We start from the raw sequence: 22,776 nt of genomic DNA, 5'->3' as shown, positions 1-22,776 counted from the left end.
CTGTCACGTTAATACTTTGTTAGATATTATGAAAAGATTTATTCCTTTAACTTGTGTTTTATTTTGCAGTTTTGTCTCTCCTTATGGCTTGTCAGCCTCCCTTGAAAACGCTATTTATTCCTTGAATTCACCGCTAATGATTGGCGGTACCTCAGAGCTTAATTTGGCTGAACTAGCCCCGGCTGGCGTGCACCTCAATATTCGCTCTACAAAAACATTAGTCAGGGGAGCTGAAGTCATGCTGACCTTGCCTAATGGAGAGAGCGTTACCGGGATAGTTAAACGCACCCTAGCAGAGGAGGTCGAGTTAAGCGGTGCAGATAAGGCACTTAAGCGGTTTGGCGCTTATGCTGAGTTAGTGGAAAACAAATCATCAGTCGATGCTATGACAGTGATTTCTTTTAAAGAAAATGCAGGCTCACTTAAGATAATCGAGAGCAACAAGAACATAGTGGCCATGGAGCTTCATGATGTCTCAAAAGGCGAGCTATATAGAGCCGATTTTGATACATACGGACGTGGGGAGTTTATAAAGCAGGATCTCCACCAATATTTATGTGCGCAATATCCTGAGGCTGAAAATTATAGCCTGGAGGAAATTGAGGTACGTCTACCAGAGCACATTCCTAGCTTAGTGGATCTGCGTCAACTAGAGAGTAAACCCGGCGCCTCAAAAACCTTGTATCTGAATAACTGGGGAGGAAGGCTAAGCGGTACTAACTGGAATGACAGCTATAACAGTGGTAATGACATTGACTATACGCCATATAGTCACGACTCAGATACAGTCAACTTTTCCGATTTAGAAAAAAAAATCATCTGGCTGACTTGGCGAGAAGTTGCGGAAGACTATGCCATTTTTGATATTAACATCACCACCAGTCAGGCAGTTTTCGATGCCACCCCTATAGGCCAACGCTCGCAAATTATTGCCACCACAACGAGAGATTTTTACCCTAATCGTGCTGGTGGAGTCGCCTATGTTGGCATTTTTGGTAATGTAAGCGACTACTCGAATACGGGTTTTAACTGGGTAACAAGTATAGATATGGGCATGGCTCATGCTCATGAGTCTGGACATCAGATGGGTTTGACTCATGATGGCACCTCAACTCGGGGCTATTACTCTGGCCATGGCCAATGGGGACCAATCATGGGAGCCCCATACGGTAAAAATTATGTGCAATGGAGTCGTGGTGACTATGCCGATGCCAATCAACACCAGGATGATATCGCTATTATCACTAGAGTCCTGGGTGTCTTAGATGATGATGCTGGAGATAGCATTATTGCAGCCACTCCTTTGCCTTTTCCTAGTAAGGATCATAGGGGACAAATTGCACCAGCAGGTGTCGTTGATGATGTTGATGTCTACTCGTTTACTCTAGCATCGGCGAGAACAGTCAATATAGGTGTAGAGTCATATTTGTTGGCTGAAAGTGAGTTTCAAGGGGCTAATCTAGCGTTTGATGTGGCATTAACCAATAGCTTTGGCGTCATCATAGCTAGCTCGGCTTCAAGTGATCTGTTTCCCCTCAATACGAGTACTAACAAGTTCGAATATATCGGTCCTCTCGGTGCCGGTAACTATTACCTGACTATCGATGGGGTTTCACCGGATACTCATCCCGCTACTGGGTTTGTTGAGTATGGCAATGGTGGTCAATATGTATTAAATATAGAGGACCCTAGTGCGGTATTCGATACCGATGGTGATGGTGTTGCCGATGTGGTTGATAACTGCCCTATGGTGTTTAATCCGAATCAGGTTAATACCGATGGCAGCTTCGATGGTGGCGATGCATGTGACTCAGATGATGATAATGACGGCTATAGCGATGTGGTTGAGCAAGCTGAGGGAAGCGATTCCTTAGACCCATTGGATAAGCCCAATGATCTCGATAATGATTATGTACCGGACTCACTGGATAATGATATCGATGGTGATGGTGTCAATAATATTCAAGATGCCTTCCCTAGAGATGCAAGTGAAAACACCGACACCGATAATGACGGTATAGGCAATAATACCGATCTCGATGATGATAACGATGGCTATAGTGATTCGGTGGAAGTCACTGAGGGCAGTAATCCGTTAAACCCATTGGATAAGCCCAATGATCTGGATAATGATTTTATACCTGATTCCAGCGATAGTGATATCGATGGCGATGGTGTCAATAACGCTAGGGATGCTTTCCCTAGAGATGCAGGTGAAAACACAGACACAGATAATGATGGCATAGGCAATAATGCCGATCCCGATGATGACAATGATGGAATAGTCGATGAGCGGGACTCGGAGCCATTAAATTCGAGTGTGGGTGATGAGCTGGCGCCGGTATTTGGTCGTATTTTGCCATTAACATTTGAAGCCATGGCTAACAAGACGGCACTGAACTTGGTTGCTCCTGAGGTCACTGACAATAATCTATACCCAGTTTCGCTTAGCTCGGATTATGAGGGGCCATTAGGAGTGGGGACCCACAAGATATTGTGGACGGCCAAAGATCACGCCGGTAATCTGGCGACTAAAATTCAGGTTGTCCATATTGTCGATACTCGTTCGCCGGTCATAGATGACTCTGGTGTTGAATTGATAGATGCTCGCGGTATCAAGACAGATATATCCACCAAGATCTCAGCATATGCAATCGATGTCGTTGATGGACAGATCCCTCTGAGTCTAGATAAACTCAGGCTCAAGTCGGGCAAACATAGGGTGGCTGTGTCAGCAAAAGACAGCTCAGGCAACTTGGCCCAAGGTTATTTGAATATTCATATCCAGCCTCAAATCTCTCTATTGAGCGAAGAATATCTACCAGCAGGCAGTCATTATAGGCTTGCAGTTTCCCTTTCCGGAGAGGCGGCAGTCTATCCGGTTATTGTGGGGTATCGAGTATCGGGTGCCATCGACGGACCAACGACTGGTGAGGTTAGATTCGATAGCGGTATTGAGCAATATATCGATATTAAGATCTCAAGCCTAGCCAGAGACGGCGACCAAGTGTTAATCACACTGACCCATGCCGATAATGCAGTGATCCTTAATGACAAACAGGTCTTGACCTTGGCAGAGCATAATTTTGCTCCACAGGTAGCCTTGGTGATGCAACAAGCTGGAGAGCAGACCCAAATAATAGACCCTTCACTGGGATTGGTTACTGTGCTTGCTCTTGTGAGCGATAAGAACCCGGGTGATATTCACCAGATTAACTGGCAGGCTAGCGATAATGCGATTGAAGACTTAAACCTAGATAGCTTAGGGAACAGTTTTGAATTTGATCCGAAAAGTATGCCCCAGCAAGTGTTTAGCTTAGGGGTCAGTGTCGCTGACAATAATGCTTGGGGGGCATTAACCACAATAGCACATCAAAATCTGGTTATTCATAAGCGTACCGGGACCTTGTCTGTGGGGGCGGATAGCGATAATGATGGTATTAACGATAGAGAGGAAGGGTATCTAGATAGCGATCTCGATGGTATCCCTGATTACCTCGATGATGAGGCGGATAATACTAGGTTACCTATTGCCGATAACACAGCACCGCTGCAGACCTTGGCTAATTTAAGTTTGAGCTTAGGGCATGTTGCACTTTCATCATGCGGCTTCGATTGCAGATATTCGGCGGTGACACAGGGTAATATTGCCAAGCATGGCAGTGAGCAAGGTACAGGTGTAGAAAATAGTCTAGACCCGCATTTCATCACAGTGTCTAGCATAGTCAATTATCGCATTACCAACTTAGGCTCATTTAGCGCACACCCAGCTGTGGTTATTCCTCTGGAACATGGTCAGTCTATACCAGCTAAAGCTATATACAGGCTGTATAGCTCGTCTGATTCTTGGGTTAACTTTAGGGTCAATGGTAAGGACACCATTTCATCGGCCAAAGTCGATAGTGAGGGCAACTGTCCAGTCGCCTTATCGGGGCAGTATATTGCAGGGTTAAATGTCGGTGATAACTGTATTCAGTTAACCATAGAAGATGGCGGGATAAACGATCTAGACTATAAGCTTAACGGCGCGATCGCATCTGTGGGTAAGATGGTGACCGAAGTGATTAATCAGCTACCTGTCATTAGCTTAAAAAGCAGTTATCAAGTGCAGGAGGGAGCCGACATCATTCTGGATGCCTCCACGACACAAGATGCCGAAAATGACAGGCTTAGCTTTCATTGGCAACAGCTGAGCGGTATTAAGGTGAGTTTGAGTGGAACGGATGATGCAAAATTAACCTTGTCGGCGCCCCTAGTGTCCAGAAATCAGGTCATCTTACTTAAACTCACGGTGAATGACGGTTTAGATACTGTGGAGTCTGAAATTAGAATTACCATAATAAATCCAGTCTTGTCCTTGTCGATTCAGACAGATAAGAGCAGTTACTCTGGTGGGCAATTAATTTTTGTCTCAGCGGATATCTTAGGTTTCAATGATGACAAGCTTAGCTATCAATGGCTACAAACATCAGGAAAGGCGCTCACTATCGCAGATTCATCGGCAAAGAGTTTGACACTAACGGCGCCTAGGGTATCCAGCGATGAGACCATTATGCTGAAATTGACCGTAACCGATGGCTCAAATACTCTGACCGAATCTATTCAGCTGCTGGTCCATAAAACATTGGCGACAGCAACATCGAGGGAATCAACAACTGATGATTCAGGCGGGAGTCTGAGTGGCTGGTGGCTCTTAACGGCTTTGTTATTAGTGAGACGCAGACTGGTCTAATTCAAGTTTTGAACAGTTAAAACAACAAGGGTCAGATATTTATTTCTGACCCTTGTTGTTCTCTAATCTAGTTAGGCGAACCAGACAAGCTATGAGATCCAGATGATTAGACATAAGGCTTAGGTATTTACCCCTGGTATAAGCTTTCCTTCTCCAGAAGTATTTTCAACTCTGCGGGACTTGGCTGGTACCTGAAGATTAACTTACCTTGGATAAATATATTGGGTGAATGTCTTATATGATAGGCATTCACTTGCTTAGGGTTGTCTTCGATATAATCTATCTGATATTGAATCCCAACATTATCCAACTCACGTTCTAGATTATGAATACAAAAGTCTGTATGTGTCACTAGCAGCTGCACTTGCATTAAGCTCTCCCATAAGTGTTATATCTGATTTAAGTATAGAGGTTGGATATTAGTTGGTATTACAGAAGTGTTTGCATGCTAGGTGGTTAATCAAGCATGTGCTCACGACATCCTTATACTCCCCCTTGGCTGGTGATTAATACCAGCTAAGTGCTTATATTAGGCATAAAACCCAACACTTATACCAGTCCCTAAATTTTTAGTGAATTTAGCTAAGCATTAGCACTATTCACTAGCAAGTCAGCTTACCTCTCAATAATTAAACCTAGTTATCTTAGGTAATTCTCTGAAATTAAATGGAAAAAACTTTATGGCTTAGGTTTTGCTATGTCTGTGTATACCTAAAGGGATTTTAATATCAGGATGGCAAATATGAATAAGCTAATAAAAAAACTTCTTACTGCGACACTGAGTAGTGTCATCGTCATTGCTGCTGCTTTCTCTTCTTTGGCTGTGACCTCAGTGTTAGCTGATAGTGCTAAAACGCTGAGTCATAGTTATGCCTATGATGGTCAGAAGGTCATGCTTGATATGGATGTAGGTTCGGCTAAGTTTATTGCTACCGATGAGCAAAATATTCGTGTCGAAGTCTTGGTCACTCCTAGTGAGCGTAATTGGTTGTCACTATGGAGCAGTGCAGAGATTGATGATATTAAATTAGATGTGATTCAGGCAAGTGATGGAATAGCGCTTAAATTAAATGATCAAGATGATGTGAAACAGCAATGGATTGTTTATCTACCACGTCATGCGGCTATTAAGCTCAATCTTGGTGTGGGTCAAGTTGAAGTCAATAACATGGAAAACAGCATAGATATCGACTTGGGTGTAGGCCATGCAGAAATTAGGCATGAAATTTTATATCGCTCAGTGTCACTAGAATCTGGTGTTGGTGAGGTCTCGGTTGACTTGCTGGGACGTCAGATTGAGGTTAGCAGAAACTTTGTAACACAGGCTTATAACAATGAAGACCAAACAGGTTTTGGTCAATTGAATGTGAATGTCGGGGTCGGTCAAATAGATGTTCACCACAAATTCTAATGAGAAGTTCGTGATTCGTTTTGCTTAATAGCATTAAGCCCACTTATTAGTGGGCTTAATGCTATTAAGAAACTAAGTTAATTGAGAGGGGTATTAGACTGACTCGCTGGCGGCCTTTCCTCTGAGTCTATTCAGCAGGGGCAGCAGTTGTTGTAATGCCAGTGCCGTTAAGATTAAGGCCAGACCTATATAGGTAGATTTGGCGATCTGTTCGTGCAAGATCAAGGCAATAAAGCCGATGGACATCACAGGGGACATAAATACCAAGGTGCTGATACTCGCCGTTCTTTCCGCTTTTTTAAGTGCCACTAACCAGAGTACAAACGTAACTCCCATCTCAAACAGACCGACATAAATACCCGCTGCGAACGCTTGTGGGTTCCAGCTGGGCAGTTCCTGAGTCCATAATAAGGTGACTAAAATGAACGGGAAGCCCACCAAGAAGCTGAGTAGTAAACTCACGACTGGATCTCCCTTGTCCTTAGTGTTAACTATCCAGTACAGAGACCAAAGTATGGTGCTAGTGAGAGCTAATATAACGCCTGTGCCACTCTCGAAGGAAAAACTGGTGAGATTTCCCTGGGTAGCGATAACGAAGACCCCGAAGTAGGCGACGATGGCCGCGGTTATATCACTCTTTCTGAGCTTTTGAGAAAGAAGTGGTACAGATAATAGTGGCAGCAAGATGGCCCAGGTGTAGTTAAGGGACAAAGCCTGTTGCGCTGGCAGTAAATCATAGGCTTTGAAAAGCACCAGGTAATAAAGGAAGGGGTTGAGTAAACCTGTCTGTAGGTAAAAAAGAGGCTTGGCCTTAAATTGCGCTTTTATCAGGTGTAGCTTTCTTTGAGCAAGCAGAATCATGCTAAGGGCAAAGATAGAGGTGATGGTGGCAACAAAGACTAACTGAAGCGGGCTGAAATGGGCGAGTGCCAACTTAAAAGCGGTGGCGACCGTTGACCAAAGGCAGATGGCACCAATGCCATATAGATAGGCCTGATTTGATTGTTTCAATGATTTTACTCTTAACTACAGCAGAGACGACAACACGATTTCCCAGCTATATATTTAAGCCGCAGAGCACGCACTCTTTAATTGCATTCATTATACTGTATTTATTATTGTGAATTTGCGTTACGGGTCAAAAAAATGCTCAAGTGTGCAAATTTTTATCTATTGACACTTGTAATCAATGTAAACGGCCCAATATAGGGGATAAGGCGAGATTGTGGGGCCGGTTAGCGCCAAGGTGAAACTTGATATGATAAGTCATTCGCTGAGATAAAATTCTTAAGAACTATTTCTTACAAACTTAATCTCAGGCTTGAAAAAGTTTCAGTTAACCCCATATATCCATCAGAGAACAAATTTAGCATTACTAAATAAAAGATTTCAGGAGCACCCCATGGGCAGAATTATTGGTATCGATTTAGGCACAACAAACTCTTGCGTAGCTGTATTAGACGGCGGAACACCACGCGTATTGGAAAATGCCGAAGGCGATCGTACGACCCCTTCTATCATCGCTTACACTGGCGATGAGATTTTGGTAGGTCAACCTGCAAAGCGCCAGGCAGTGACAAACCCGACTAATACTTTTTACGCTATTAAGCGTCTTATCGGTCGTCGTTTTAAAGATGACGAAGTTCAGCGTGATGTTGACATCATGCCATTCAATATCATTGCTGCAGATAATGGTGATGCATGGGTTGAAGCTCACGGTAAGAAGATGGCTCCTCCTCAGGTTTCTGCCGAAACTTTGAAGAAGATGAAGAAGACTGCCGAAGATTTCTTAGGTGAAGAAGTCACTGAAGCGGTTATTACCGTTCCTGCATACTTCAACGATTCACAGCGTCAAGCGACTAAAGATGCAGGCCGTATAGCTGGTCTTGAAGTTAAGCGTATCATCAACGAGCCTACTGCTGCTGCACTGGCTTACGGAATCGATAAGAAGCAAGGCGATAATATCGTAGCTGTTTACGATTTAGGTGGTGGTACCTTCGATATTTCTATCATCGAAATCGACAGTGTCGATGGTGAGCAGACATTTGAAGTTCTTGCGACTAACGGTGACACTCACTTAGGTGGTGAAGATTTCGATAACCGTTTGATCAAGTATCTTTCCGATGAGTTCAAGAAGGACCAAGGTCTAGATCTGCGTAACGATCCATTGGCTATGCAGCGTCTTAAAGAAGCGGCAGAGAAAGCGAAAATTGAGCTTTCAAGTGCATCACAGACAGAAGTTAACCTGCCTTACATCACAGCAGATGCGACTGGTCCTAAGCACTTAGTAGTTAAAATTACTCGTGCTAAGCTTGAGTCTTTGGTTGAAGACCTAATCACTCGCACACTAGAGCCTCTTAAAGTTGCTTTAGCGGATGCAGACCTTTCTGTTTCAGATATCAACGAGGTTATTCTTGTTGGTGGTCAGACTCGTATGCCTAAGGTTCGCGCCGAGGTTTCTGAGTTCTTCGGTAAAGAACTTCGTCAAGACGTTAACCCGGACGAAGCCGTTGCCATTGGTGCAGCAGTTCAAGCCGGTGTACTTTCTGGTGAAGTGAAAGATGTATTGCTACTCGACGTTACACCTCTGTCTCTGGGTATTGAGACCATGGGTAGCGTGATGACTAAGCTTATCGAGAAGAACACCACTATCCCGACTAAAGCAGCCCAAACATTCTCTACTGCCGATGATAACCAGAGTGCGGTGACTATTCACGTACTTCAGGGTGAGCGTAAGCAATCGAGCGGTAACAAGTCTCTAGGTCAATTTAACCTAGAAGGTATCGAGTCAGCCCCTCGTGGTACTCCACAGATTGAAGTTGCATTCGATATCGATGCCGATGGTATCTTGCATGTATCGGCTACCGATAAGAAGACCGGTAAAGAGCAGAAAATCACCATTAAGGCCTCATCTGGTCTTAGTGAGGAAGAAGTTGAAGCTATGGTACGTGATGCCGAAGCTCATGCTGACGAAGATGCTAAGTTCGAAGAGTTGGTAACGGCTCGTAACCAGGCTGATGGCATGGTTCACGCAACTAAGAAACAGATTGAAGAAGCTGGTGAAGCATTGCCAACTGAAGAGAAAGAGAAGATTGAAGCTGCCATGGCTGCTGTTGATACCGCGATTCAAGGTAAAGACAAAGAAGCTATCGAGAAATCAACTCAAGAGCTGATGGAAGCATCGTCTAAGTTGATGGAAATTGCCCAAGCTAAGGCGCAAGCGGAGCAGGGACAACAAGCACCAGAAGGTGAGGCACAAGCTGCTAAGCCTGATGAAGATGTTGTCGATGCCGAGTTTGAAGAAGTGAAAGATGACAAGAAATAATATAGGCTAACCCCTGAATTATTGAATACGGGCGTTAGAGGAAACTCTAACGCCCGTAGTTGTGATTTGAGCTACAAGATTAGCGACTAGAACAGCTACCACATCAGCAAAGAAAGCGTGAGAATATGTCAAAGCGAGATTACTACGAAGTATTAAGCGTCGGCCGTGATGCCAGCGAACGTGAAATTAAAAAGGCTTATAAGCGTTTAGCTATGAAGTTTCATCCGGATCGTAATCCAGACGATAAAACTGCCGAAGCCAACTTCAAAGAGATAAAGGAAGCTTACGAAATCCTTACCGATAGCGATAAGAAGGCGGCCTATGACCAATTTGGTCATGCCGGCGTCGATCCTAATCGCGGCGGTGGTGGTTTCGGTGGCAATGCCGATTTCGGTGATGTTTTCGGTGATGTGTTTGGTGACATCTTCGGTGGTGGTCGTCGCGGTGGTCAACGTCAGGCCGCTCGTGGTAGTGATCTGCGTTACAATCTTGAACTGTCTTTGGAAGAAGCGGTCAAAGGTCTGGCTAAAGAGTTACGCATTCCAAAGCTGACAACCTGTGATGGTTGTGAAGGCAGCGGCGCTAAGAAGGGCACCTCGCCAACAACTTGTGGTACCTGTCATGGTCAAGGCCAAGTGCAGATGCGTCAAGGTTTCTTTGCGGTGCAGCAAGCTTGTCCTACCTGTTATGGACGCGGCAAGATCATTAAAGATCCTTGTAACAAGTGTCATGGTGAAGGTCGTGTAGAGAAGAGCAAGACCTTGTCGGTTAAGATCCCGGCCGGTGTCGACAACGGCGATCGAATTCGTTTGTCTGGTGAAGGTGAAGCTGGTGAGTTCGGTGCACCTCCTGGAGACCTTTACGTGCAGGTGAGTGTTCGTGAACACGCAATCTTCGTTCGTGATGGTAATAACCTCTATTGTGAAGTACCGATTTCATTCGGTAAAGCCGCACTAGGTGGTGGGATTGAAGTGCCGACACTCGATGGCAAGGTGAACCTTAAGATACCTGCAGAGACGCAAACTGGTCGTATGTTCCGCATGCGTGGTAAGGGCGTTAAGTCTGTCCGCAGCCATGCTGTGGGTGACTTGTTGTGTAAAGTTGTCATGGAAACTCCAGTCAAACTTAACGAACATCAGAAAGACTTGTTACGTGAATTCGATGAGACACTCTCGGATGCTTCTAAGAAGCATAGCCCGAAAGCCGAAGGTTTCTTCGACGGTGTGAAGAAGTTCTTCCAAGATTTAAATACCTAACTCAATTTCTTAGTAGAAATTTAATTAGTTGATAAAGCCCCGCATTGCCGATAGCAAGCGGGGCTTTTTTGTGTCAGGAACACTTATGCCACCCTTTATTAATAGAAAGGCATGGATGGATAATTTTGGTATTTGCACATGGATGTGCTTATCCCCGATCGCAGGGACAGCGATTGAGGGGATTTGCATATGGACCTCTTTTAACAAGAGTTATCCCCGATCGCAGGGACAGCGATTGAGGAAATTTGCATATGGACCTCTTTTAACAAGAGTTATCACCGATCGCATGGCACCTGAAATGCTCCCAGAATTTCTTGGCATTCCTTACATCCATGTAGGTCTAGGTACAAGAAAGAATTTGTACATGGCGCTTCTTTAACAAGCGTTATCCCCGAACGCATGGCACCTGAAATGCTGCCAGCATTATTCGGCATTCCCAACCTTCTACCTTCTAGCTTCTACCTTCCTGCTTAAAATGAACCTGAGGGTAATAATAAAGTAACTGCTTTGTGATGATAATGCTGTGGAATTTGATAAGCTCTAGGTCCTAGCCACTAGAACTTCTTTAGCTAGGAACTTATACCAATCGGTATGATTAAGACAAAGGACCATCTACAGATGAAATCTATACCAGTATTACTTTTATCAGCCTTGCTCTTATCAGGCTGTGCCACTCATCAATCACCAACCGGGCGTGGACAGACCTTATTGTTTTCATCTCAGGAAATAAGCCTGATGGGGGACTCTTCATTCGAGCAGATAAAAAAGCAGGAGAAGGTGAGTAAAAATAACAAGCTGGTGACTTATGTAGACTGTGTGGCTAATCGTGTGACAGCTGTCTTACCGAATAAGGGACTCAAGTGGGATGTGGTGGTATTCGAGTCAGATCAAGTCAATGCCTTCGCTTTACCTGGAGGTCATATCGGTGTCTATACTGGTTTGCTCAAAATAGCCGAAAATGAAGATCAGCTGGCAACGGTCATTGGACACGAAGTGGCACATGTGCTGGCAAACCACAGTAATGAGCAGGTATCTCGAGCGCAGATGACTGGGATTGGCATGCAATTGGCTGATGCGGCGCTCGGTGCCGGTGGGGTCAGTAATAAAGACTTGTATATGGCGGCGCTTGGTTTAGGCACTCAGGTCGGCTTTATATTACCCTATGGTCGTGAGCAGGAGAGCGAGGCGGATATTATGGGGGTGGAGTTGATGGCGAGAGCGGGATTTGATCCGCGTCAAAGTATGCAGCTTTGGCTGAACATGGCCAAAGTGGGAGGGGATCAAGGTCCTGAGTTACTGTCCACCCATCCATCACACAGTCATAGAATCGATGATCTAAGCCAAATGCAGGCGCAAGTCATGCCTCTTTATCTGGCTAGCAAAGATAAAGTTCGAAATAGCTGTCGGATTTCGAAATAAATTTGAGGTTATAAAGAACACATTTTTAAATTATGTTAAACTAGCGCGCGAAATTAATTGAATCACTGAGAGTAAATCACTATGTCTGACAAGTTCACTAGTATTGAAGCGCAAGCAAGTTACGGCGTAGGTCGTCAACTTGGTGAGCAACTGGCTGCTAATTCATTTGAAGGTATCGATATCTCAGCTGTTCAGCTAGGTCTATCTGATGCTTTTGAAGGTAAAGAGAGCCAAGTTGCTATGGCAGATCTTCAAACTGCATTTACTGAGATCAGTCAGCGCATTCAGAAAGTCCAGGAAGCCGCTGCAGAAGCTGCATCTGCTGAAGGCGAAGCTTTTCTAGGCGAGAACGCTAAGCGTGATGGAATCGTGACGCTTGATTCAGGCCTTCAATACGAAATCTTAAATGAAGGTAAGGGTGACAAGCCAAGCTTAAATGCAACGGTTCGTACTCATTATCACGGCACTTTCATCAATGGCGATATATTCGATAGCTCAGTGGTCCGTGACCAACCTGCAGAATTTCCTGTGTCAGGTGTAATTGCTGGTTGGACAGAGGCGCTACAACTTATGCCTGTTGGGTCTAAGTGGAGGCTCTATGTTCCTCATCAACTAGCATACGGTGAGAGTGGTGCCGGTGCTGCTATCCCGCCTTATTGTACCTTGGTATTTGAAGTCGAATTACTCGACATTCTTTAATTCAATATCATTAAATGCCTAAGCTAACGCTTAGGCATTTTTTTAGAATCAGAATTATCAGTTCCTCTTTTGTGACTATAAAGAGGTGAGCTGCTCGTTATATAATTTAGCTAGATAGCATTAAGGAAGTAGAAGATGACTGAACAAGTAAGAGTGGCTATTACTGGCGGCAGTGGTCGTATGGGACGTACTCTTATTGAAGCTGCGCGTACTCAATCTGCTATCTATCTAGGTGCAGCTATCGAGAGAGCAAGTTCAACCTTGATCGGTGTCGATGCCGGTGAGCTTGCTGGCGTTGGCTCAATGAAGGTAGCTATCACAGATTCTCTGGATAAGGTCGTTGATGATTTCGATGTCTTGATTGATTTCACTTCTCCGCAAGCCAGTGTTAACCATGCCCAATGGTGTGCCAGAAACGGTAAAGCTATCGTTATCGGCACCACAGGTTTTAGCGATGCCCAAAAAGAGTTAATTGTATCCTATGCTGAAACGACTCCTATTGTAATGGCCCCTAATATGGCCGTTGGGGTTAACCTGATGTGGAAGCTTTTGGAGTTAACGGCCAAAGTCATGGGTGATTATACAGATATAGAGATCATCGAAGGACATCACAGATACAAGAAAGATGCGCCTTCTGGTACGGCACTTAAGATGGGCGAAGTGATTGCCGAAACTTTGGGTCGTGATCTTAATAAATGTGCCGTTTACGGCCGTGAAGGCATAACCGGAGAGCGTGATCGTGAAACCATAGGCTTCTCTACCATACGTGCAGGGGATATTGTCGGTGAGCATACCGCCATGTTTGCCGATATCGGTGAGCGATTGGAGATCACCCATAAGGCAACGAGTCGTATGACTTTCGCTAACGGTGCTATGAGAGCATCGGTTTGGCTGGTCAATAAGGATTCCGGTCTCTACGATATGCAGCAAGTATTAGGTCTCAAATAATAGCTATTTTTTAAAACCGCCAATTAGGCGGTTTTTTTATACATGGAAGTATTTATCCCCGAACACTATGGATGGTGTAAAAGGGGGTTTATACATAGCCAGAAATGTTCCGTACATTTCTTGGCATTTCCTCCATCCGTGGAGGTCAGAGTATTTATCCCCGATCGCATGGATAGCGAAAAGAAGGGGAGTTATGTTTTATCAAAACTTATTGATAATTTAATTTTATAATTTATAGACAAGCCAAGAAAACACGTATATAGTTGTCCGAATTTGCCAAAATTTCGTATTTTAACGAATTTTGGTTTTTTAAAAACAAACAAAACATTATATTTTAGTGGCTTGGCTCTTTATGGAGGTCGCGTTGACAAAGTCTGCCTTACTCGTACTCGAAGATGGAACTGTATTCTCTGGCACAGCAATTGGTGCCGATGGACATGCTGTTGGTGAAGTGGTTTTTAACACTTCAATGACAGGATACCAGGAGATCCTGACAGATCCCTCTTATTCTCGCCAGATAGTAACTCTAACTTATCCTCATATTGGTAACACAGGTACCAATGATGAAGATACGGAATCTGATGCAGTCCATGCTTGTGGTCTGATCATCAGAGATCTTCCTCTGCTCGCCAGTAACTTTCGCAATCAACAATGCTTGGGTGAATATCTGAAAGCTAACAATATTGTTGGTATAGCAGATATAGATACTCGAAAATTGACTCGTATTTTACGAGAAAAAGGTGCGCAAGCGGGCTGTATTTTAGTCGGAGAGGATGATATTGCTAAGGCATTAGCCGAAGCGAAAGCGTTTCCTGGTTTAAAAGGCATGGATTTAGCCAAAGAAGTCACTACAGATAAAGCCTATCAGTGGCGTAGCGGTAGCTGGCGTTTAGTCGGTGGGTTACCCGAAGATAAGCCAGAATCTGAGCTTAAATACAAGGTAGTCGCTTACGACTACGGTGTGAAGCGCAACATTCTACGTATGCTTGTGGATCGCGGTTGTGATGTCACAGTGGTTCCAGCTCAGACACCAGCATCTGAAGTGTTGGCGATGAAGCCTGATGGGATATTCCTATCGAATGGCCCTGGTGACCCTGAACCATGTGATTATGCTATCAAGGCTATTCAGGAGATCCTCAAGACAGAGATCCCTGTTTTTGGTATCTGTCTCGGTCATCAGCTGTTGGCTCTCGCCTCCGGTGCTAAAACCCTTAAGATGAAGTTTGGTCACCATGGTGCTAACCACCCGGTGAGCGACCTTGAGAAAGGTAATGTGATGATCACCAGCCAAAACCACGGTTTTGCTGCTGATGAAACTAGCCTGCCAGCCAACATCAAGGTGACTCATAAGTCACTGTTTGATGGCTCATTGCAAGGTATACATTTGACAGACAAGCCTGCGTTTAGCTTCCAGGGACACCCTGAAGCGAGTCCAGGTCCTCATGATGCAGCGCCTTTGTTCAATCATTTCATTGAACTTATCGAGCTATATCGTCAAAACACCAAGTAGTCAGGAGAAGGTTTAAGTAATGCCAAAACGTACAGATATAAAAAGTATTCTTATCCTGGGTGCGGGTCCGATCGTTATCGGTCAGGCATGTGAGTTTGATTACTCCGGTGCCCAGGCGTGTAAAGCGCTTCGTGAAGAAGGTTATCGAGTTATTCTTGTTAACTCTAACCCTGCCACGATAATGACAGATCCAGAGATGGCCGATGCGACCTATATCGAGCCAATTCATTGGGAAGTTGTTCGTAACATTATCGCTAAAGAGCGTCCTGATGCGATTCTGCCTACCATGGGTGGCCAGACGGCGCTTAACTGTGCACTGGAGCTGGAAAGCAAGGGTGTGCTGAAAGAGTTTAATGTCGAGATGATTGGCGCAACAGCCGATGCTATCGATAAAGCCGAAGACCGTGGTCGTTTCGATAAGGCGATGAAAGCCATCGGCCTTGAGTGTCCACGTGCGGGTTTTGCCCATACGATGGCAGAGGCATTCGCGGTGCAGGAAACATTGGGCTTTCCGTGTATTATTCGCCCGTCTTTCACCATGGGTGGCAGCGGCGGCGGTATTGCTTATAACATCGAAGAATTCGAAGAGATCTGTACTCAAGGATTGGACCTGTCGCCAACCAGCGAGCTGCTAATCGATGAGTCGCTTATCGGTTGGAAAGAGTACGAGATGGAAGTGGTGCGTGACAAGAATGATAACTGCATCATAGTCTGCTCTATCGAGAACTTCGATGCCATGGGCGTGCACACAGGCGACTCGATCACTGTGGCTCCAGCTCAGACACTGACGGATAAAGAATATCAGTTGATGCGTAATGCTTCGATTGCGGTTCTGCGTGAAATCGGTGTGGAGACAGGCGGTTCTAACGTACAGTTCGGCATCAATCCGAAAGATGGCCGCATGGTTATCATCGAGATGAACCCAAGAGTATCACGCTCTTCAGCATTAGCGTCTAAGGCGACGGGCTTCCCGATTGCTAAAATCGCCGCTAAGCTGGCAGTTGGTTACACGCTCGATGAGCTTAATAATGACATCACAGGCGGTAGTACCCCTGCTTCATTCGAGCCAGCTATCGATTATGTGGTTACCAAAATGCCACGTTTCAACTTCGAGAAGTTTGCCGGTGCAAATGACCGTCTAACCACTCAGATGAAGTCGGTTGGTGAAGTGATGTCCATTGGCCGTACGTTCCAGGAATCACTGCAAAAAGCATTGCGTGGACTCGAAGTCGGTAAGAATGGCCTAGATCCAATTATCGATATCGAAAGTGCCGATGCGATGAAAAGAATTCGCCACGAGCTCACTGAGCCTGGCGCAGACAGAATTTGGTATATTGCCGATGCCTTCCGCGCCGGTCTTTCTATCGATGATATCTTCGAGATGACTAATGTCGACCCTTGGTTCCTAGTACAGATACAAGATCTGCTTAATTTTGAAACTCAGGTTAAAGACTCTGGCATGTCAGGTCTGAATGAAGTCTTCTTACGCCAGCTTAAGCGTAAAGGCTTCTCTGATTTACGTTTGTCAGATCTGCTTGGTGTCAATGAGGCAGAAGTTCGCAAGTTACGTCATAAGCTTGAGATTCATCCTGTGTATAAGCGCGTCGATACTTGCGCCGCCGAGTTCTCGACCGATACCGCTTATATGTACTCTACCTATGAGGAAGAGTGTGAGGCGAATCCATCTAATCGTGACAAGATCATGATCTTAGGTGGCGGACCAAACAGAATTGGCCAGGGAATCGAGTTCGATTATTGTTGTGTTCATGCGGCTATGGCGTTGCGTGAAGACGGTTATGAGACCATCATGGTCAACTGTAACCCTGAGACAGTATCAACGGATTACGACACGTCAGACAGACTTTATTTTGAATCTGTCACTCTGGAAGATGTGCTCGAGATTGTTCGTATCGAGAAGCCTAAGGGCGTTATCGTGCAGTATGGTGGTCAAACACCGCTTAAGTTAGCTCGTGAACTCGAAGCTGCCGGCGTACCTATAATCGGTACTAGCCCGGATGCTATTGACCGCGCCGAAGACAGAGAGCGTTTCCAGAAGGCGATTCAGCGTCTGGAGATGAAACAGCCTGAAAACGAGACGGTCACGACTGTCGAAAGTGCCATTATCTCGGCTGAGCGTATCGGTTATCCCCTAGTGGTTCGTCCATCTTATGTACTTGGTGGTCGTGCGATGGAGATAGTCTACGATGAGCAAGATTTACGTCGCTACTTCAACGAAGCCGTGAGCGTGTCAAACTCCTCTCCTGTATTGCTTGACCGTTTCTTAGATAATGCTATCGAGATCGATATCGATGCTATCTGTGATGGTGAGACTGTGGTTATCGGCTCTATCATGGAGCATATTGAGCAGGCTGGCGTACACTCGGGTGATTCAGGTTGTTCATTACCTCCCTATAGTCTAAGTGAAGATGTTCAGAACCGCATGCGTGAGCAGGTGGGTAAACTGGCCATAGAACTTGGAGTTATTGGCTTGATGAATGTGCAGTTTGCCGTGAAGGATGATGAGATCTATATGATCGAAGTTAACCCACGCGCCGCACGTACTGTACCATTTGTCTCTAAGGCAACTGGCGTACCTTTAGCTAAGATAGCCGCTCGTGTGATGGCGGGTCAAAGCCTAAAGTCGCAAAATTTTACCAAGGAAGTGATTCCTCCATACTTCTCGGTGAAAGAAGTTGTTTTACCGTTTAACAAGTTCCCAGGCGTCGATCCTCTGCTCGGCCCTGAGATGCGTTCTACTGGTGAGGTGATGGGTATAGGTGATACTTTCGCTGAAGCATATGCTAAGGCACAACTTGGCGCTACAGCGGCCGTGCCTAAGTCAGGTCGTGCTTTGCTATCGGTTCGTGATAGCGATAAGCAAAGGGTAGCGGAATTAGCTTCTAACCTGATTGCACTGGGTTATGAAATTGATGCAACTCATGGTACCGCAGTTGTCTTGGGTGAGGCTGGAATCAATCCTCGTCTGGTTAACAAGGTACATGAAGGGCGTCCTCATATTCTTGACCGTATCAAGAATGGTGAATACACCTATATCGTTAACACCACCGAAGGTCGTCAGGCGATTGAAGATTCTCGTCAACTGCGACGCGGTGCATTGCGATACAAGGTCGATTATACAACGACCTTGAATGCCGCATTTGCGACATGTATGGCGCATGCTGCCGATGATAGAAGCACTGTGACTTCGATACAAGAGCTGCATAAACGTATCAAGTAAGATTCGATACTTGAGAGAAAAGGCCGCATTTGCGGCCTTTTTTATTGTTTAAAATTATAAAAATATCCTTTTCAGCGAGTTTTTACATTTCTACTAAACTTTAAAGACTAATATTGTTTAGGTGGTGATCTGCTCATGAAAATTTCCAGCAAAATAGTGTTGGCTTCGGTGTTATTATCAGGGATTGGTATATTAACAGCGGGATCGCTGGTTGGTTGGAAGTCTTCCTCTATCGCGTCATATGCCCTTGAGAAAAGGGCATTCGAACAGCTTGTTGCCATTCGAGAAATTCAAAAATCCCAAATAGAAAGATATTTCTCAACGATTGAGAAAGAGATGATCACCCTGTCTAATAATGAGATGGTGATAGACGTAATGCATCATCTACCCCAAGAGTTTTTTGATTATGGTCAACAGACCAGCATGAGAGACGACTCTGCCTTGAAGCAGTATTACACCAATCAATTCGATAAAGAGTATCGTAATCAAAATCCATCGGCCATGGGCAGTGCCAGCAGTAAGCTTGCTACGCTAAACAGTAATACCCGAGCGATTCAACATGCCTATATCAGTGGTAACTCTAATCCATTAGGCAGTAAGAATGCCTTAGAGTTTGCTAAAGACGGCACAGATTACAGCAATACTCATAAGAAATATCATCCTCAATTTAATCAGTATCTAGAAGCCTTCGGTTTTTATGATATTTTTCTGGTCGAACCGGATTCGGGTTATGTGGTTTATTCTGTGTTTAAGGAGCTGGATTATGCCACCTCGCTATTGGATGGGCCTTATAAAAATACCGGCCTAGCCAAAGCTTTTAGGGCGGCCAATAGTACCAGTAATAAGAATGATACCTTTCTTATCGACTTTAAGCCCTATTTCCCCTCTTATGAAGCGGCCGCAGCATTTATCTCATCGCCGGTATTTTCCGCTGATGGGAAGAAGCTAGGCATATTGATTTTTCAGATGCCCATAGATGAGATCAATAATCTGATGACCTATGATAAAGAGTGGCGCAAGGTTGGTCTGGGTAGCTCAGGTGAAACCTATTTAGTGGGGGATGATCACTTACTTCGTAGCCAGAGCCGCTTCTTATATGATGACAAATCTGGTTACATTAAGGCCCTCAGAGATGCGGGTATGGACGCTCAGATAGTCAACAAGATAGAGGCGAGTGGCTCGGCCATAGGTTATCAAAGGGTTGATAGCGAGGGGGCTAGATCTGCACTATCTGGGCAGACTGGTATTAAGACAGTCATGGATTATCGTAATCTAGAGGTGTTATCGGCATTCGCACCACTGGAGATAGCTGGAGTTAAATGGGCCATTTTGAGCGAGATTGATGTTGCCGAGGCGATGCAGGATAAGGAAAATATGCTTGATGCCATATGGCTAACAATCAGCATTATTATGTTGATTTTAATTCCTATTACTCTTGTTGCAGGTTTTATGGTCGGCAGGGGAATATCCAATCCAATCAATGGGTTTATTGCTCAAGTCAATCGAGTTACTCAGAATAAAGACCTAACAACCAGAATTGATTATCAAGGTGAAGATGAGCTGTTCTCTCTGGCAAGCTCATTTAATCAGCTATTACAAGAGTTACAGAGTATTCTCAATAGTGTCGAGGAGCTGGCGGCGACTCTATTGAAAACGACGGGCAAGATGATGGAGGACATCAATGAAACAACCGAACAGACCATGCAGCAATCTAATAATGCTGACAGTGTCGCTGTGGCGACTAACCAGTTGTTAGCGACAATCCAGGAGGTGGCACGTAATGCCTCTAGTGCCGCGGATTCTGTGCGTGAAACTAATGATAAGTGTCTGGAAAGTACTCAAGGGGCTGAGCGTTTAGAGCATGACATGGAGGAGTTAAATGCACAGATGGCTTCCGCTTCACAGTCCATCGAAAAATTGGCTCAGGAGAGTGAATCAATTGGTTCTGTGCTGGACGTCATTCAGGCCATCGCTGAGCAGACTAATTTATTGGCACTAAATGCCGCTATCGAAGCTGCCAGAGCTGGTGAACAAGGTAGAGGTTTTGCTGTGGTAGCCGATGAAGTGAGGACATTAGCATCACGGACTCAACAATCAACCGAAGACATTCGGGAAAAGATTAATTCATTGCAACATGAGACTGTTATAACCGTAAAAATGGTGACTTCGTCTAATGAAATGGCTAATGCAAGTATCGGAACCTGTGAAGAAAATCGGAAAATACTGGCCGAGGTTGTGGTGCTTGTGTCTCAGCTCAGTGATATGAATATGCAGATAGCAACGGCTTCCGAGCAACAGAGTGCTGTGGTTGGCGATATTAATCAAAATATCACTGAGATTGCCGATACCTCACTGAGGATCTCCTCTAAGGCGGAGCTTAGTAAAGAGGATGTCGAAAATTTGAGTAATTTAGTGACTAATCTGGAAGAGAAAATGAGTGAATTTAAGCTTTAATAGGCTACTAATAAAATGCTGAGTCTGAGCAGTATTCAATCATCAAAGAGGCCTGTTCCGGCCTCTTTGAAGTTTAAAGATGTTTTTGAGATCAAAGGTCAATTTCATAGGTATAAGAAACCACTATCTTATAATCGTCATCTATCTCATCTTCGCTTACTTGACTGACTAAAAAGCTAAAACCGCTCTTGCTGATGCTGACGTTATAGTCCTGATAATCTAGTCCATCATCGAAGTCATAACTACCTAAGTGTAATCCAAGTTCGGCATCGCCAAGAATTTCAAACGCTGCATTAATTTCGAAGTAAATATCGTCACCAAAATCAGATGACCAATCTGAATGTGCCGTGGTAGAGATGCCTATTGAGAGCACATTCCAGCCAATTGAGCCATAAACTTCACCAAAATTGAGGTCATCGCCATCTGGGTAGCCGTAATAGACATAACCAAAATCATAGTTGAACTCACCAAACTCATTAGCAAAGCCTAGATAGAGGTCTAGCTCAGTGGTGGCGTCATCACCGAAATCTATGTTAGATGCCCAGGTGCCTAGGTAGATACCCGTATCCATGGCGTAATCTATTCCGCCTGACACTGCAGGCTTATCATGGGTTTGAGTCACACCGCGCCAGATATAATTGTTAGTGACACTTATGTTGGCCGATAAGCCTTCAGTGGCGAATGTGGGTGGGGCTAAGGTAAGAGTGGAGCATAATACGACAGCATATCCAATGTGATGTTTCATATTCATTCCCTATTTGTCATTACTGCTTATTTTTGTTTATAAGCTTAACCAAGGTTAATCGATTGAAATGGGGGATAGAGTTAGTGATTGTCCTTGGGACCTAAGTACAAGCTGGATAGATCAATTGAAGTGTAGTGCAGTTTTAACTTATTGCTAACTAACGAGTATTATAACTGCACCAAAATGGTGATAATCTTTTTGCTAAGCTAACCCTTTCATTTTAAAAACTTAAGTCATTCATTACTATTAGGCCGATCTTTGCAAGATGGATACTTTTTATGAGGAAGATATTTATGTGAAAAAGCGGGATAGCATCTGAGGTGATGAACGTATAGAATGAGCATATCCCCGAGATACTTTACTTTATTGGCCCAGCATGTGCCGATAGAGACTGCTTTTGTTTTAAAGGAGACGAAAGAGGATTATGAATAAGGTTCCTATGACAGTTGTTGGCGCCGAACAACTGCGAAAAGAGTTAACACATCTTAAATTTGAGCAGCGCCCCAGTATTACTCAAGCAATAGGCACAGCCAGAGAACTTGGCGACCTTAAAGAGAATGCTGAGTATCATGCCGCGCGCGAAGAGCAGGGCATTTGCGAGGCTCGCATTCGTGATATCGAAGGTAAACTTTCGAATGTGCAGATCATCGATGTGACTAAGATGGAGAATAATGGTCGTATTATTTTCGGTACAACAGTGACTATACTGAATGTCGAGACCGAAGAAGAATCGACTTACCGTATCGTGGGTGAAGATGAAGCGAATATCAAAGATAATTTGATCTCTGTAACTTCACCGATTGCACGTGGTTTGGTTGGTAAAAATCTCGATGATGAGGTAAATATTCAGACCCCGGGTGGTATTACCGAGTATGAGATCATTGCCGTAAAATATATCTAAGCAGATATTTTTGCATCCCATACATTGTTCATAATGGGATCTCTATTTAATATTGCGAGATGTAAAAAAGCCGTTAATAGCGGCTTTTTTGTTGCCTGTTTTTCGTGATTTGATAGGATATCTAATTGTTATTTTGTT

The 22,776-nt window shown here is 44.5% G+C and carries 14 protein-coding genes; 11 read left to right on the top strand and 3 right to left on the bottom strand.

Annotated elements, in window-relative coordinates; all coding sequences use genetic code 11:
* Positions 1-28 precede the first annotated feature (28 nt).
* The gene (locus SVI_RS15645; protein ID WP_172634443.1) at positions 29-4,732 is read left to right on the top strand and encodes a PKD domain-containing protein; all 4,704 of its coding nucleotides are present in this window, start codon (positions 29-31) and stop codon (positions 4,730-4,732) included.
* A 127-nt stretch (positions 4,733-4,859) separates the two neighbouring features.
* Here SVI_RS15645 and SVI_RS15640 read toward each other — a convergent pair whose 3' ends face one another.
* The gene (locus tag SVI_RS15640; RefSeq protein WP_013052581.1) at positions 4,860-5,102 is read right to left on the bottom strand and encodes a hypothetical protein; all 243 of its coding nucleotides are present in this window, start codon (positions 5,100-5,102) and stop codon (positions 4,860-4,862) included.
* 372 nt (positions 5,103-5,474) lie between these two features.
* Here SVI_RS15640 and SVI_RS15635 point away from each other — a divergent pair, with 372 nt between their 5' ends.
* Positions 5,475-6,143 (top strand): hypothetical protein, encoded by a 669-nt coding sequence (locus SVI_RS15635; RefSeq protein WP_013052580.1) that lies wholly within the window; start codon positions 5,475-5,477, stop codon positions 6,141-6,143.
* Positions 6,144-6,236: 93 nt separating this feature from the next.
* On the opposite strand, the gene SVI_RS15630 is transcribed toward SVI_RS15635, so the two are convergent.
* A complete protein-coding gene (locus tag SVI_RS15630; RefSeq protein WP_013052579.1) occupies positions 6,237-7,154 on the bottom strand; it encodes a DMT family transporter in 918 nt (305 codons plus the stop codon).
* Positions 7,155-7,545: 391 nt separating this feature from the next.
* On the opposite strand from SVI_RS15630, the gene dnaK reads away from it, so the two are divergent.
* The 8 genes from dnaK (at position 7,546) to SVI_RS15585 (ending at position 20,992) form a co-directional block, all read left to right on the top strand.
* Positions 7,546-9,468: a molecular chaperone DnaK gene (gene dnaK / locus SVI_RS15625; protein WP_013052578.1), complete on the top strand. Its 1,923-nt coding sequence runs from the start codon at positions 7,546-7,548 to the stop codon at positions 9,466-9,468.
* Positions 9,469-9,593: 125 nt separating this feature from the next.
* Positions 9,594-10,724, top strand: a complete 1,131-nt coding sequence (gene dnaJ / locus SVI_RS15620; RefSeq protein WP_013052577.1) for a molecular chaperone DnaJ — start codon at positions 9,594-9,596, stop codon at positions 10,722-10,724.
* A gap of 618 nt (positions 10,725-11,342) precedes the next feature.
* A complete protein-coding gene (locus SVI_RS15610) occupies positions 11,343-12,143 on the top strand; it encodes a M48 family metallopeptidase (RefSeq protein ID WP_041420420.1) in 801 nt (266 codons plus the stop codon).
* 81 nt (positions 12,144-12,224) lie between these two features.
* Positions 12,225-12,842, top strand: coding sequence for an FKBP-type peptidyl-prolyl cis-trans isomerase (locus SVI_RS15605; protein WP_013052574.1), 618 nt, complete (start codon positions 12,225-12,227; stop codon positions 12,840-12,842).
* 135 nt (positions 12,843-12,977) lie between these two features.
* Complete coding sequence (gene dapB, locus SVI_RS15600) at positions 12,978-13,790, top strand: 4-hydroxy-tetrahydrodipicolinate reductase (RefSeq protein WP_013052573.1); 813 nt, start codon at positions 12,978-12,980, stop codon at positions 13,788-13,790.
* A gap of 352 nt (positions 13,791-14,142) precedes the next feature.
* Positions 14,143-15,300 carry a glutamine-hydrolyzing carbamoyl-phosphate synthase small subunit gene (gene carA, locus SVI_RS15595; protein ID WP_157608713.1) on the top strand — a complete coding sequence of 386 codons (1,158 nt, stop codon included), beginning with the start codon at positions 14,143-14,145 and terminating at the stop codon, positions 15,298-15,300.
* 19 nt (positions 15,301-15,319) lie between these two features.
* Entirely contained in the window at positions 15,320-18,538 is a 3,219-nt protein-coding gene (carB, locus tag SVI_RS15590) for a carbamoyl-phosphate synthase large subunit (RefSeq protein ID WP_013052571.1), read from the top strand.
* A gap of 135 nt (positions 18,539-18,673) precedes the next feature.
* Complete coding sequence (locus SVI_RS15585; protein ID WP_013052570.1) at positions 18,674-20,992, top strand: methyl-accepting chemotaxis protein; 2,319 nt, start codon at positions 18,674-18,676, stop codon at positions 20,990-20,992.
* A gap of 91 nt (positions 20,993-21,083) precedes the next feature.
* On the opposite strand, the gene SVI_RS15580 is transcribed toward SVI_RS15585, so the two are convergent.
* The gene (locus tag SVI_RS15580; protein WP_231847736.1) at positions 21,084-21,737 is read right to left on the bottom strand and encodes a TorF family putative porin; all 654 of its coding nucleotides are present in this window, start codon (positions 21,735-21,737) and stop codon (positions 21,084-21,086) included.
* A gap of 424 nt (positions 21,738-22,161) precedes the next feature.
* Between SVI_RS15580 and greA the strand changes: the two genes are divergently transcribed.
* Positions 22,162-22,638, top strand: a complete 477-nt coding sequence (gene greA / locus SVI_RS15575; RefSeq protein ID WP_013052568.1) for a transcription elongation factor GreA — start codon at positions 22,162-22,164, stop codon at positions 22,636-22,638.
* Positions 22,639-22,776 lie beyond the last annotated feature (138 nt).

Origin of the sequence: Shewanella violacea DSS12 (assembly GCF_000091325.1) — a bacterium.
GTDB classification, from domain to species: domain Bacteria; phylum Pseudomonadota; class Gammaproteobacteria; order Enterobacterales; family Shewanellaceae; genus Shewanella; species Shewanella violacea.
This window is presented reverse-complemented; position numbering and strand designations above follow the sequence as displayed.